11 protein-coding genes are annotated in these 11,969 nt (G+C 44.4%); 4 read left to right on the top strand and 7 right to left on the bottom strand.

The annotated features are described in order from the left end of the window. Positions 1-33 precede the first annotated feature (33 nt). Positions 34-1,449 (bottom strand): pectate lyase, encoded by a 1,416-nt coding sequence (locus tag JCM16456_RS08760; protein WP_068713854.1) that lies wholly within the window; start codon positions 1,447-1,449, stop codon positions 34-36. A 238-nt stretch (positions 1,450-1,687) separates the two neighbouring features. On the opposite strand from JCM16456_RS08760, the gene yegD reads away from it, so the two are divergent. Continuing rightward, positions 1,688-3,040 (top strand): molecular chaperone, encoded by a 1,353-nt coding sequence (gene yegD, locus JCM16456_RS08755; protein WP_068713853.1) that lies wholly within the window; start codon positions 1,688-1,690, stop codon positions 3,038-3,040. Positions 3,041-3,159: 119 nt separating this feature from the next. Here yegD and bluB read toward each other — a convergent pair whose 3' ends face one another. The 3 genes from bluB to JCM16456_RS08740 form a co-directional block, all read right to left on the bottom strand. Then, positions 3,160-3,816, bottom strand: a complete 657-nt coding sequence (gene bluB / locus JCM16456_RS08750; RefSeq protein WP_068713852.1) for a 5,6-dimethylbenzimidazole synthase — start codon at positions 3,814-3,816, stop codon at positions 3,160-3,162. Between the two features lie 123 nt (positions 3,817-3,939). Continuing rightward, positions 3,940-4,398: a hypothetical protein gene (locus tag JCM16456_RS08745; RefSeq protein WP_068713851.1), complete on the bottom strand. Its 459-nt coding sequence runs from the start codon at positions 4,396-4,398 to the stop codon at positions 3,940-3,942. Between the two features lie 394 nt (positions 4,399-4,792). Beyond that, on the bottom strand, positions 4,793-5,152 hold the full coding sequence (locus tag JCM16456_RS08740; protein ID WP_068713850.1) for a DUF4870 family protein: 360 nt from the start codon (positions 5,150-5,152) through the stop codon (positions 4,793-4,795). Positions 5,153-5,260: 108 nt separating this feature from the next. Between JCM16456_RS08740 and JCM16456_RS23655 the strand changes: the two genes are divergently transcribed. Both JCM16456_RS23655 and JCM16456_RS08735 read left to right on the top strand, forming a co-directional pair. Further along, positions 5,261-5,428 carry a hypothetical protein gene (locus JCM16456_RS23655; RefSeq protein ID WP_156430489.1) on the top strand — a complete coding sequence of 56 codons (168 nt, stop codon included), beginning with the start codon at positions 5,261-5,263 and terminating at the stop codon, positions 5,426-5,428. A 213-nt stretch (positions 5,429-5,641) separates the two neighbouring features. Further along, positions 5,642-6,898: a YeeE/YedE family protein gene (locus JCM16456_RS08735; RefSeq protein ID WP_068713849.1), complete on the top strand. Its 1,257-nt coding sequence runs from the start codon at positions 5,642-5,644 to the stop codon at positions 6,896-6,898. Between the two features lie 86 nt (positions 6,899-6,984). Here JCM16456_RS08735 and JCM16456_RS08730 read toward each other — a convergent pair whose 3' ends face one another. The 3 genes from JCM16456_RS08730 to JCM16456_RS08720 form a co-directional block, all read right to left on the bottom strand. Continuing rightward, the gene (locus JCM16456_RS08730) at positions 6,985-8,355 is read right to left on the bottom strand and encodes an L-cystine transporter (RefSeq protein WP_068713848.1); all 1,371 of its coding nucleotides are present in this window, start codon (positions 8,353-8,355) and stop codon (positions 6,985-6,987) included. 283 nt (positions 8,356-8,638) lie between these two features. Continuing rightward, positions 8,639-9,067, bottom strand: a complete 429-nt coding sequence (locus JCM16456_RS08725) for a hypothetical protein (RefSeq protein ID WP_068713847.1) — start codon at positions 9,065-9,067, stop codon at positions 8,639-8,641. A 511-nt stretch (positions 9,068-9,578) separates the two neighbouring features. Then, positions 9,579-10,292 carry an NAD(P)H-binding protein gene (locus JCM16456_RS08720; RefSeq protein ID WP_068713846.1) on the bottom strand — a complete coding sequence of 238 codons (714 nt, stop codon included), beginning with the start codon at positions 10,290-10,292 and terminating at the stop codon, positions 9,579-9,581. A gap of 405 nt (positions 10,293-10,697) precedes the next feature. On the opposite strand from JCM16456_RS08720, the gene cobT reads away from it, so the two are divergent. Beyond that, positions 10,698-11,726 carry a nicotinate-nucleotide--dimethylbenzimidazole phosphoribosyltransferase gene (gene cobT / locus JCM16456_RS08715; protein ID WP_068713845.1) on the top strand — a complete coding sequence of 343 codons (1,029 nt, stop codon included), beginning with the start codon at positions 10,698-10,700 and terminating at the stop codon, positions 11,724-11,726. Positions 11,727-11,969: the final 243 nt, after the last annotated feature.

The raw sequence follows: 11,969 nt of genomic DNA, 5'->3' as shown, positions 1-11,969 counted from the left end.
CATTGGCTGTCCATTATCATCACTAAGGCTCGTTTAAGCCACGTTCATTTTTGCTCCATCGGTCAGGATGTAAGTGCGTTTCACATTTTCCATCGAAATATTATCAAGGTTGACTGTGGTGCCCTCTTTATTGAAGCTGTTCACCACCGAGTAATTGCCGTTTTTCAACGAAATATTACTCATATCGATGTTCCATTGACCTTGCTGATGGTTGTTACTGATCAAGAAGTTACCGAAGTCATCTGCGGCAAAGTTATCGATTTTGATGTTGGCGTTATCGTTCATCTGGAAGATTTTGTCGTGGGCGTGCTTAGCGCTACTGTTAGTGATCTCGACATTGTGCGTTTTGCCGGTTTCACTTGGCTTGATGGTTAGGGCATCTTCACCAACGTTTGACCAGTGCACGTTATCAATTTTTGCATCGCCATAAACATGCACGCCATCTGCGCCGTTTTCACCAATCACCACGTTTTTCAGTGAGGCGCCATCTTCCAATTGGAAAATCGGTTTTTGGTTTTCCGATTGACCACCATCGCCCAAGGCTGAGCCAGCGGTGAAGGTTTGTCCTTTACCGTCAAAGGTTTCACCGGCTTTCACCACAATCGTGTCATTGACCACGTTAGGATTGTCTGATGGTTCAAGCGGTTTGACGGTTGCCCCTGTGGTTTTGCTGGTGGTCGCCTCGCGAACACGTGCGCCAGATTCAGCATCGATAATCGGTTTAGAGGTATCCGATGGTACGCTGCGCATTCCTTGTGGCATCACATGTGAGCTAGATGCAGTGTTGGTGTCCGCTGCGCTGGTTTCTGTCTGAGCACTGACCGCAGGTTGTGCTGCCGGCGTTTCTGCTGCGCCGGTTTGTGTCACTGCCGTTGGTGAGGCTTGGGTTTGAGAATCTAAAGCTCCTGGATTACTTGGTGTGCCAAAGCTCTCTGGGTGCTGATCCATCAATCCAGACACACTTTGTGAGACCGATTGAGCGCTGCTGTTTAGCTGTGCGCCACCGTCTGCTGTTGGAGCCAACGCAGTTTGCATGGAACCTGTGCCCGCGTCTTTGAGCAGTTGGTCACTTTGCGCTGCCAGTTGTCCGGTGGTTCCTGTGCTGCTAGCTTGATTGGCACCAACAGCGGATGGGTTACTTCCTGAATCACCTTGAGTGAGTGCACTTAGTAGTGTTTTCATCATCTCATTTAGGCTGCTGTCGCCTTGTCCTTGCGTCCCTCCCAAGCTTGAGCCACCGTTAGAATTACCGCCGGTGGAATCGCTATTTTGACCTTGGCCGGATAAGGCAGCCGCTGCCATGAGGAGACCTACAAACAGTTGAGCGAGTTGATCGATGGAGCTGTCATTACCGCTTCCTTGGTTTTGCGAGGAGAGCGCACTATTTTGCCCATCTGAGCTAAATAGGTCAGATTGGGATGCACCGATGTTTAAACTGGCTTGCAGCATGTTTTCTATCCTTATAATGGGTTGTCATGATCGTTGTTGTTCACAAGGGGCTCCACCTAAAGTGGCGATCGTGCAGGGTATACGTGGCGAATTTGCAAAGAGAGTTCCTCACTACATCAATCATCTCAGTGTGGCGTAAGGCACAGTTTTGTGAGTGATCCAGCGAAGAAGCGCTGGAGTTGTTGCAGCAGTTGCTGTATGTTATGCAACCTTTTTTTTACCAAGGCGAAAACGAGCTATGTATATCGGGTTTGACTACGGCACCTCTAACTGTTCCATCGCGCATATGTTGGATGGCGTTCCTACTCCAGTGGCAGTGGAAGGCGACAATATCTATATTCCTTCCACCTTATCCGCACCCACGAGAGAATCCGTAACAGAGTATCTGTTTCGTTTTTGTCAGATAAAACCGAGCGATAAAATCGGTGAAGACTTGCTGCGTCGTGCGCTAGCGTTTAACCACGATGAAGGTATTGAGCTGGAAGCGCGTGATGTGAATTTTGGTCAAGCGGCGCTAAATCATTACCTGCAAGATCCGCAATTTACCTATTACGTGAAATCGCCAAAATCTTTCCTCGGCAGTATGGGATTGCGCGACATTCAGATTCGCTTCTTTGAAGATTTGGTGTGCGCCATGATGGCTAACATCAAACGCCAAGGTGAAGCGCGTTTAGGGCAAACCATTGACGATGCAGTGATTGGTCGTCCTATTCACTTCCAAGGTCGTGGTGGTGTGGAATCGGACCGTCAAGCGGAAACCATTTTGCGCCAAGCGGCAAGCCGAGCGGGTTTTCGTCATATTGAGTTTCAATTTGAACCTGTTGCGGCGGGTCTTGAGTATGAAGCGTCTCTAACCGAAGACAAGAATGTACTGGTGGTGGATATCGGTGGCGGTACAACCGACTGTTCATTGCTGCAAATGGGGCCTTCTTGGAAAGACAAAAGTGACCGTTCTGCTTCGCTACTGGCGCACACTGGTGAGCGAGTTGGGGGGAACGATTTGGATATTCACATCGCCTTTCGCCAGTTGATGCCAGCGCTTGGTTTTGGCTCAAAGATGCTGTCAGGCATTGAAATGCCCATTACCCAGTTTTGGAACCCAGTTGCCATTAACGACTTGCCAGCGCAAACCGATTTCTACGCTAAAGAGAATATGGCGGCGCTAAGAATGCTGCATAAAGAAGCGCAGCAGCCAGAAAAACTGGCCCGTTTGATTGAGGTCTACCAAGAGATCTTAGGTCATGGAGTGGTGCGTCGTGCTGAAGAGGCAAAAATTGGGCTTTCCAGCGCAGCTACTTATCGCGCGACACTGGATTTCCTTCGCGATGTGGTTGAGCTTGATATTCAACAAAATGATATGATGAATGCCATTGAAGTGCCTAAAGCGAAGATGATGCGCTTAGTGAGTGATGCATTAGAGCAAGGTGATACAAAACCGGATGTGATTTACATGACCGGTGGCTCAGCCAAATCACCTATCTTGAAAGCGGCGGTGGAGCAAGTACTTCCGGGTGTGGAAGTGGTGAGCGGTAACGACTTTGGTTCGGTGACGGCGGGGCTAGCGCGTTGGGCGCAAATCTGTTTTCGCTAGTCACAAGCCATAAGCAAAAATAGCGATAAATAAAACAAGAGGTGAGTTGCCAGGCAACTTACCTCTTTTTTCTTCTATCGACTAATGTGTAAACGCCAACAGCATGTTGTGCAAAACACTTAAATCGACTCTGGAAAACCTTCTTGGAAGGCAAAACTGTCGATAGGTTTGCGTGGTGCCCATTTTAATGTTTCAAGCTCGGGAACGGAGTAGAACTCTTTGACATGACCAACGCACAGATAGGCAACCAGCTTACGGTCTTTAGGTGCATTGAGGATCTCAGCAATGGTCTCAGGGTTAATGATGCTGACCCAACCGATGCCTAAGTTCATCGAGCGCGCCATTAACCACATGTTTTGAATAGCGCACACCACACTGTATTCACCCGCTTCTGCCATGGAGTTTTGTCCAAGGACAGGGCCAGTTGTTGGTTTGTAAAACACGGCGATATTTACCGGGGCTTCCAAAATGCCTTCAAGTTTTAATTGGTGATAAATGGCTTGTTTTTCTGTCGTGAACTCACCGGCTGCGCGCTCGGTCTCGATTTGATAATCCTGATGAACACGTTGTTTGGTTGCGTTGTCGCGAATGACGACAAATTCCCATGGCTGAGAGAATCCAACTGATGGCCCAAGTGCTGCTGCAGTTAATAGTTCGTGAATTTGTTCATCAGAGACAGGATCACTTAAGAAATTATTGCCACGAATATCACGTCTTAACATGATCAATTCACGCAGGGTTTGCTGCTCTTGAGCGGTAAATTGTCGATTATGCATCTGGTTTTAATGTCCTGTTGTTGATTTGGTCTGAATTAAAAAGTGTGGTTGCCAAAAAGTGGGGCGAACTAAAAGCGAGGAGAGTATACCGAGGTGATTACACTTGTTCCCCGTGGATTCTATCTAGAAAGGCAGATTCATTTCATTATCGCGCCGCTGTTGAATTTTCACCGAATACCAGAGAGCAACCATTACATCGATGGGCATCAAAATAAAACAGGCAACAAATAGGTAAAACGCAAAACGCATCTGTGGATGCATTTCTTCCAATGTATTGATCTCTGGGAAATGTTTTGCGAAAACGATCGGTAATCGGCTGCCCACAGGGTAAGGGTAATTCTCTTTCGATGAGTGAACTTCGTAGCTTCCCTCGTAGGGCTCTGATTTTTCTGAAAAAAAAGTGTAATGAACGAAAATAATGTCGTTGTGACGATGATTAACATCAATCTTTGTTACTGAGGCTGCTGTGGCATCAAAATCAAATCGAATCGCACCGTAGGTTAATGCCTGACTTTTAGAATAGGCAATTAAGACTGCGAAAACAAAGCCCAAAATAACCAGAATGCTACGTAAATGCTGCATTTGTGTCAGGCTGAGTGATGTTGAAAACCTAAGCATAGTTCAGGATACGTCCTCTGAATTGTGTGTCGGTCAATTATCTATCAGAAATGGTTTGTCAAATAATGACCATGCTGCGTTAACCCGATAATGAAAGCGAGGCTTTTTTTATCAATGCTAGCTGCAAATTGGAGTGAGGCAAGGATACCCGCTGTGCCAATGCTTGAAAAGTTGCTAAGCAACAGATTTTGTTAAGATAAAGATGTAAGAGTAAGGCTAGAAGCGTTAAGCACGCATAGAGCTATGCGTGCTTAACGTATACCTATACCCAAATGGCCTTTCAGTGCATCATCAGTAGGGACTAGCCAAGCTTAATCCCGCAAGCAATAGTGGCCCTGTCTTAGATATATGGATGTATTTAACTGTACGATTGGTCGGTTAAAATTCTAGCAAAGCCTTTCACGAGTCTGAAAATAATCCAAATCCACGTGGCAAGTAAAATAAAGTAACCAATAACAAATAAACTGGTGACGAAGCCAATAATAATTAGAACAAGGCTATACCAGAACAGTTGAATAATATTTTTGTAGTGATCTTCAAAGCGAGTACCAGCAGCCTCAGACTTTTTCACCATAGCCCAAATGGCTCCAATAAACCAAGTGATAATAATAACTGAACCAAATGCCATCAAGCCATAGGCAATAAGAGCATTCGATTTTGCTTTAGCTTCTTTTGTGGTTAATGGTTGTAATACTGTTTCTTTAATTTCTTCAGTCATAATAGTTCGTAGCCAACTAACATTTATTTTAAGTACGGTGATAATATCAGTGCCCCCGATTTTGACAATAAAATTGATTATCTATTTTTATACCCAAATGACCTCGAGATGCAGAATTCAGAGCTTCATCAACGAGCACAGGTCAAGCTCAATGACGGAAGGAATGGTCATTCCCTTTCAACGTCATTGGGCGCAGAAATGGGCTTGTTGATGAGCTCCCAAGGGGCGAGTTGTATTCGCTCCTATGCTGCGTTACCGATTTTCTACGTAGAATAACTATGTATTCAAATCGGTGCCTTGCCTATGAGCGAATACATTCTCGCTGAAACCGCATCTTGAGGTTACTTGGGTATATTATACCGATCGCATATATTTTGAAAATCACATTTAAGCTAGAACTAAATGTTATAAATGAATAACTCAATAACAAGTATCAAACATGTTAACCTGCAGCGTTTTGAGTTCGTATGCGAATAAATGGTGTGGTAAATGAATAAGCAACAGGCTTGGTGGGCTTTAGGTGTCGCTGTAGCAACTTTGGTATTTGGGGCCTTATATTTAAAGAGTGATGCTCTCTATCTGCGTCTTTTGCTGGGTTTAGCATTAGGTTTCGCCTTAACTAAAGGCTCGATCGGTTTTGCGGGCAGCGTAAATAGAGCATATCGTCGTGGGTCAACTCAGCTACTGCAAACACTGATGTTTATGTTTGTTATAACCTCGGTTGTTAGTGCGGGTCTACTATTGAATGCTAAGCCAGGTGATTACCACTTGTGGGTTAATCCGATCAATGCTGGTTTACTAATCGGTGGATTAATGTTTGGTGCTGGCATGAGCTTATCAAGCTGCTGTGCAACAGGTGTGATGGTCGAAATGGTGGGGGATATTCCCCGCGCTTTAATTACCCTTTTCTTTTTTGGTTTTGGTGTTTTTCTGGGGTTCCCTTTACAAGCAACTCAGACTTGGATTCGTCAAACTTGGTTCTCGACCTCCAGTTATAGTGGCAAAGGTGTATTTTTACCAGACTTGCTTGGTGGACCATTACAGGGTTACTTCTGGTCGGTAATCGTGACTGCTGGCTTAGCACTTTTCGTGAGTTGGCGTGCAAAACGCTATCAAGCATCTCGTCAAGCTGGTGGCACGTTTTACGGAGTGGACGGAGAAATCCTTCGCCAACAGCAAGCAGCAGTGGCTCCATCAGTTGATTATCGAGTTTGGAGTAAAGAAAACTATCAACAATGGCTAGGCAACGTTTGGCAAATGCGGAGCACAGCATTGGTGATCGCCATTATCTTTGGCATTATGATGGCTACAACTGGCGCTGGCTGGGGAGCATCCACTCCGTTTGGGTTGTGGTTTGGTAAGCTATTGATAAGTTTAGGTATGAATGTGCAAGATGTCGCCGCATATTCCCATAAACCTGAAGCCATATATACGCTACCGTTACTTGAACATAATGTAACAGTACAAAACTTTGCGATTTTGTTAGGTACTCTTATTGCTGTATTACTGCTAGGTAAGGGAGCGTTTAACCTGAAACCCGGTTACACAGTGCGCCATTATTCTTTATTTGCGTTTGGTGGGTTGTTGATGGGGCTTGGTACCCGTTTTGCCAATGGTTGTAATGTTGGGGCTTTATTCACTCCTATTGCCAACTTCTCTCTTTCTGGTTGGGTATTCCTTATTGTGTTGTTACTCGGTGGCATTTTAGGCAATCAACTGCACTCTAGAGTTTTGAAGCAGTGCTAACATAATTGGCGTTTTTCTGTGATTCCAAAAATAAAAGCCAAGCAATTGAAGTTGCTTGGCTTTTTTTAAAGGGTAAATCGGGAGAGTTAAGCTTCTTGCGCTTGTGTTTCTGGCTGATGTACCTGATTTAGCAGACGGCTAGTTATAGTTCCAGCAGTCATTGCGCCCGACACATTTAGAGCGGTACGAGCCATATCGATCAGTGGTTCAATCGAAATAAGGAGTGCAGCAATTGTTACGGGTAGCCCCATTGCTGGAAGAACGATTAACGCAGCGAAGGTCGCGCCACCGCCCACACCAGCAATACCAAAGGAACTGATCGTCACAATGGCAATCAATGACAGAATAAAGTGCAGGTCCATTGGGTTGATACCAACGGTTGGCGCAACCATTACTGCTAGCATTGCAGGGTAAATACCCGCACAGCCGTTTTGACCGATAGTGGCACCAAAAGAGGCTGCTAGGTTAGCAATTGCTGGTGGAACGTTAAGCTTGTTTATTTGTGCTTCCACATTCAATGGAATGGTTGCGGCGGAGCTACGAGAACTAAACGCAAAGGTAAGTACTGGCCAAATTTTTTGGAAGTAGGCCTTAGGACTCACGCCAACAAAAGAGACAAGTAAGGCATGTACTAAGAACATGGCTGCGATAGCTACGTAAGAAGCAACGATAAAGCCAAGCAGCTTTAAAATGTCTGTTGCGCTAGAAGTTGCCACTACTTTAGCCATAAGCGCTGCGATACCGTAAGGTGTCAACGCCATGATCATTTTCACCAGACGCATGACAATCGATTGAATCGCTTCAACAAAAGTACGGATTGGTGCTTCAAGATCTTCTTTTTCCATCATGACTTTGCGACTAGCTACGCCAACCAACACACCAAAGATCACGATAGCGATAATAGAAGTAGATCGGGCGCCTGTTAAATCTGCAAACGGGTTAGTTGGAATAAAGCTGAGGAGCATTTGAGGAATAGTCAGCCCAGCAACGGTTGTCGCTTTAGTCGCTAGCGTGTCTAAGCGTGCCATTTCACGTGCACCTTCGGTGAGACCTTCAGCAGTTAAGCCGAACGCTTGTGCCATGAGGATACCGATTAAAGCCGCAATGGCCGTCGTAAATAATAAGACGGCAATAGTGAGTGTTGAAATTTTGCCCAGAGACCCATTTTTGTCTAGACGTACAACGGCAGAAATCATTGATACTAAAACAAGTGGCATCACTACCATCTTGAGTAGTCCAACGTATCCGTTACCGACGATCGCGACCCAAGAGAGTACTTGTGCGGTAACAGGCTGACCTTCACCAACGATAAGCTGCAGGCCTAAGCCAAACAGACTACCTAGTACTAGGCCGATCAATACAAGGCGTGAAAGGGTATGTGATTGCTTCTGTTGGTAAAATAAAACCGCCAGAATGCCAACAAATATCGCGAGAGCAGCGATAACTGCTAGTGACATAGTAAATTCCTTAACTAAAGACTAAAAAATAAGTATTTGTGACTATGATATGCTGAGTTGGGGATGATGATGATAAGAATTGTTATCTAAACAATGCTGTTTTGTTATGTCTTATAACCAAAAGTTTTAATGTGGATTGTAAAATGTTCTGGTTGAGAATAATTAGCGCAGTTAAGGGGTAAACTGTTGGGTGGTGATAACTATAACGTTATGAGAGAGAAGTATCAGACTACAAAAAAGAAAGGCTCCCATGGGAGCCTTTCTTTCGAGAATTCACTGTGAATTATTTCACGCTAGTGATAGTACCTTTGTAACCAGTTACTTTCACGTGGATTTTCTTGAATACTACGTAGTCTTCAGTAGTGATTTCGTAGCGAGGAGCAACGATTAGGTCAGCACCTGAAGCTTTAACAGCGTTGTATGCAGCTGCAGATTTAGCAGAAGCTGAAGCGTCTGCGAAAGATAGAGCACCACCTGTACCGTAGTCTACGCCATCAACAAAGTGATCGCCAGCGCCCCAGTTGATTACGCCCATAAGAACATTTGCAGTAGCTTCACCAGAGATTTTGCCACCAACTTTAATGTCTGCTTTAACAGATGATTCAACGTTAGCTACAAGACCTGAAGTAGGTTGGCTTGCATTGTAAGATGAACAACCTGCTAGAAGAGTTAGGGCCACTGCTGCTGCTGAAAGTTTTAGTTTGTTAGTCATTTTGTTTCCTATTTACCTAGTTACAAGTTTGTGACGATCACGCCGTCTTAGCGTGACGCTTACGTTTCACTTGTGTGACGTTTGCGGGGCCCATTATATCCATCCGAATAGTCTCGCCTATGGGTGACGGAGAAAAATGGAACACCCTTCACAATACTTTTCGCTATTAAATTATCACCACACACTGTTTTGGAATGTGAATCCAAACTTTCTACTAAATAAACATGTTTTTTAATAATAATATATTGCAGGCACTTGAAAATAGTTAGCTTGTGAGCTAACGAAAGAATGGTAAATATGGGGCTGGTTTTATAGTGGAAGGCGAGCTAATTCGCCTATCATAGTGAGGGTGGTTTTGGATCAAAACCTTAACAATTTAAGCAGTTAGGCGTTGAATTAATGTCAGAGCAAGGTGAGGTTTCTGTTCTAATATGATAAAGAAGATTATGAGCAATCCTGTGCCTTTGTTTGGACTGTGATAAAAGGCAACAGTCTGCTCATAGAGAAAAGACTATTTATTCTTGAGGGGTTTATTGAGCCTTTGCAGCATATCGACTGAATTAAGTATGGTTACTTTTTGATCGTTTGTTTCGAAGAGTGTTTTCAGAAGCGCTTTAGCAACATCTTGTGCTGCAATCGGAATGATATTTCGTAATTGACCAAATAGGGCATATTGACCCACTTTCATTAATCGTTGAAGCCATATCTCACCGGGACGGATTTCTTGACGCGCCCCGACTAAAGGCCCAGGACGCATAATCAAAAGGTGTTCAAACCCTAGTCGCATGAGTTTGTGCTCCATCACGCCTTTACAGCATAAATAGTGCGAATGAGATTTAGGATTAGCACCAAAGCTCGAAACAACAGCCACATGGGTAATACCATAGGCTTTCATCCGTGTTGCTATCTCGACAACCAGATCAAGATCAACGTTCTTCAACGCCTCTTTGGAGCCTGCTTGTTTCAGGGTTGTTCCCAACGCGATCACACCATAGCGTACCTTACCTTTGGCATTTTCAGGGAAAACAGAGAGTTGCCCGTCAAGAACCTGAACTAGCTTAGGGTGTTGCTGACCAAGCGGTTGCCTGACCATGGTATATACACCGCCAAGATGACACTGATTGAGCAAATGCTTGAGTACTTGAGAGCCTACCAGTCCGGATGCTCCGGCGATCATTACGTAAAAGTCGCTGTCGTTTGCTAAGGGAAAGTCTTTATTTATCATTATGTTTTGACCTAACGCAGAAGTGCGTAGCGTATATAAAATACAGATTTGATAAAAGAGAATAACCTACGATTTCGCGAGGAATATCACTATATACGCTTCATTTCGTCAATAAGTTAGCTTTTGACTATATTGCTTAGTTGAATAGATTGCAACAAAGTGCTTATTAATCGTTGTGGTTTTGTAAATATAACAGACACCGTTCGTTATCGATGATTAACACCAATGTTGAACTTTGGCTAAGTACTGGTTTATGTTTGGAGTATCAGTAAAATTGCGAGTACACTCAGATTAATTTTGTAAATTATTCAGCTACCTAGCACTCTTCGGTGCGGTGTAGTGTCACTTATAAAAGTTCAGGTGTGCTGTCATATAAGTAGCTGATGACTGTAAGGATAATTGAGCATGCTAGATCGTCAATACGCTGAGTCAATTCAAACTCGGATTGACCAAAAAACCAAACCCGTTGGTTCTTTGGGCCAAATAGAAGAAGTGGCTTTTCAGTTGGCTTTAATTCAAAGCCAAGGAAAAACGAATGCTGTGAATCAGATTGAAATCCAAAAGCCCACCGCGATTGTATTTGCTGGTGACCATGGCATTGCTGACTCCGGTGTTAGTATTGCCCCAAGTGCAGTAACACAACAGATGGTGCTTAACTTTTTAAATGGTGGTGCCGCGATTAACTGTTTTTGCCGTGCTAACCAAATTGATATTAAAGTGGTCGATACAGGTATTTTATTCCCTGTTGAATCCGATCATCCTGATTTTTTCATCCAGCGTCTTGGTGACCGCACTGCTAACTTTGCCGAATCGGCGGCAATGACGGCGCAGCAGGTGACTCGCGGTATTGATTTAGGCAAATCCTTTGTGCAAAACATTATTGACCAAGGCTCAAACTTGGTGATGTTTGGTGAAATGGGTATTGCCAATACGAGCAGTGCGGCAGCATTACTGGCGGCACTAACAGGCGAAAGTGCGCAGACTTGTGTTGGTATGGGAACGGGTATTTCACCAGCGCAATATGAGAAAAAAGTGGCTCTTGTCGCGCAAGGTGTCGCTCGCTGCCAAGGTCAAAATCCTTTGACAGTATTAGCCGAAGTCGGTGGTTTTGAAATCGTACAGATGGTTGGAGCATTCCTTGGCGCGTACGAAAAAAACACTCCAGTCTTAGTTGATGGTTTCATTGTGAGCACGGCGGCATACATTGCCACTCTTATTGAACCAGACAGTCGAGAAGTGATGATCTTTGCTCACCAATCACATGAAGCGGGTCATAAAGTTGTGCTGGACAAACTGCACGCGAAACCGTTGTTGGAATTGGGGTTGCGCCTTGGTGAAGGCACAGGCGCTGCGCTTGCTGTACCTATGGTTAAAGCGGCAGCTGAGTTCTATAACACCATGGCCAGTTTTGCTGAAGCTGGTGTAACGGTGTAATAATTTATTAGTCTCGGTGTGGCTCGTCAAAGAGTGATAGGAGTGACGATCCTTAGTTATATTTACGTGATACAAGTCAGAATTAGCTCTTTGTGTACGGTAAAGAACTAATTGAAGATAGAGAGTTTTCCTCTGATGGTGGTAAACTTACCAAGTTCAGAGTTACCTTGTTGGAAGGTAAGGTATTTTATCAGCCGATTGATTATCTTCGTCTAAATGATGATCGTTACCGGTGTAATAGAT

It is taken from the genome of Vibrio tritonius, assembly GCF_001547935.1.
GTDB lineage: Bacteria > Pseudomonadota > Gammaproteobacteria > Enterobacterales > Vibrionaceae > Vibrio > Vibrio tritonius.
The sequence above is the reverse complement of the archived record's forward strand: the minus strand, read 5'-3'. Positions and strand labels throughout refer to the sequence as shown.

What these genes read in the sequence shown, in the direction of transcription:
- JCM16456_RS08760 (WP_068713854.1), bottom strand. Translation starts at nt 1,449, where the DNA reads ATGCTGCAAGCCAGTTTAAACATCGGTGCATCCCAATCTGACCTATTT.
- yegD (WP_068713853.1), top strand. Translation starts at nt 1,688, where the DNA reads ATGTATATCGGGTTTGACTACGGCACCTCTAACTGTTCCATCGCGCAT.
- bluB (WP_068713852.1), bottom strand. Translation starts at nt 3,816, where the DNA reads ATGCATAATCGACAATTTACCGCTCAAGAGCAGCAAACCCTGCGTGAA.
- JCM16456_RS08745 (WP_068713851.1), bottom strand. Translation starts at nt 4,398, where the DNA reads ATGCAGCATTTACGTAGCATTCTGGTTATTTTGGGCTTTGTTTTCGCA.
- JCM16456_RS08740 (WP_068713850.1), bottom strand. Translation starts at nt 5,152, where the DNA reads ATGACTGAAGAAATTAAAGAAACAGTATTACAACCATTAACCACAAAA.
- JCM16456_RS23655 (WP_156430489.1), top strand. Translation starts at nt 5,261, where the DNA reads ATGCAGAATTCAGAGCTTCATCAACGAGCACAGGTCAAGCTCAATGAC.
- JCM16456_RS08735 (WP_068713849.1), top strand. Translation starts at nt 5,642, where the DNA reads ATGAATAAGCAACAGGCTTGGTGGGCTTTAGGTGTCGCTGTAGCAACT.
- JCM16456_RS08730 (WP_068713848.1), bottom strand. Translation starts at nt 8,355, where the DNA reads ATGTCACTAGCAGTTATCGCTGCTCTCGCGATATTTGTTGGCATTCTG.
- JCM16456_RS08725 (WP_068713847.1), bottom strand. Translation starts at nt 9,067, where the DNA reads ATGACTAACAAACTAAAACTTTCAGCAGCAGCAGTGGCCCTAACTCTT.
- JCM16456_RS08720 (WP_068713846.1), bottom strand. Translation starts at nt 10,292, where the DNA reads ATGATAAATAAAGACTTTCCCTTAGCAAACGACAGCGACTTTTACGTA.
- cobT (WP_068713845.1), top strand. Translation starts at nt 10,698, where the DNA reads ATGCTAGATCGTCAATACGCTGAGTCAATTCAAACTCGGATTGACCAA.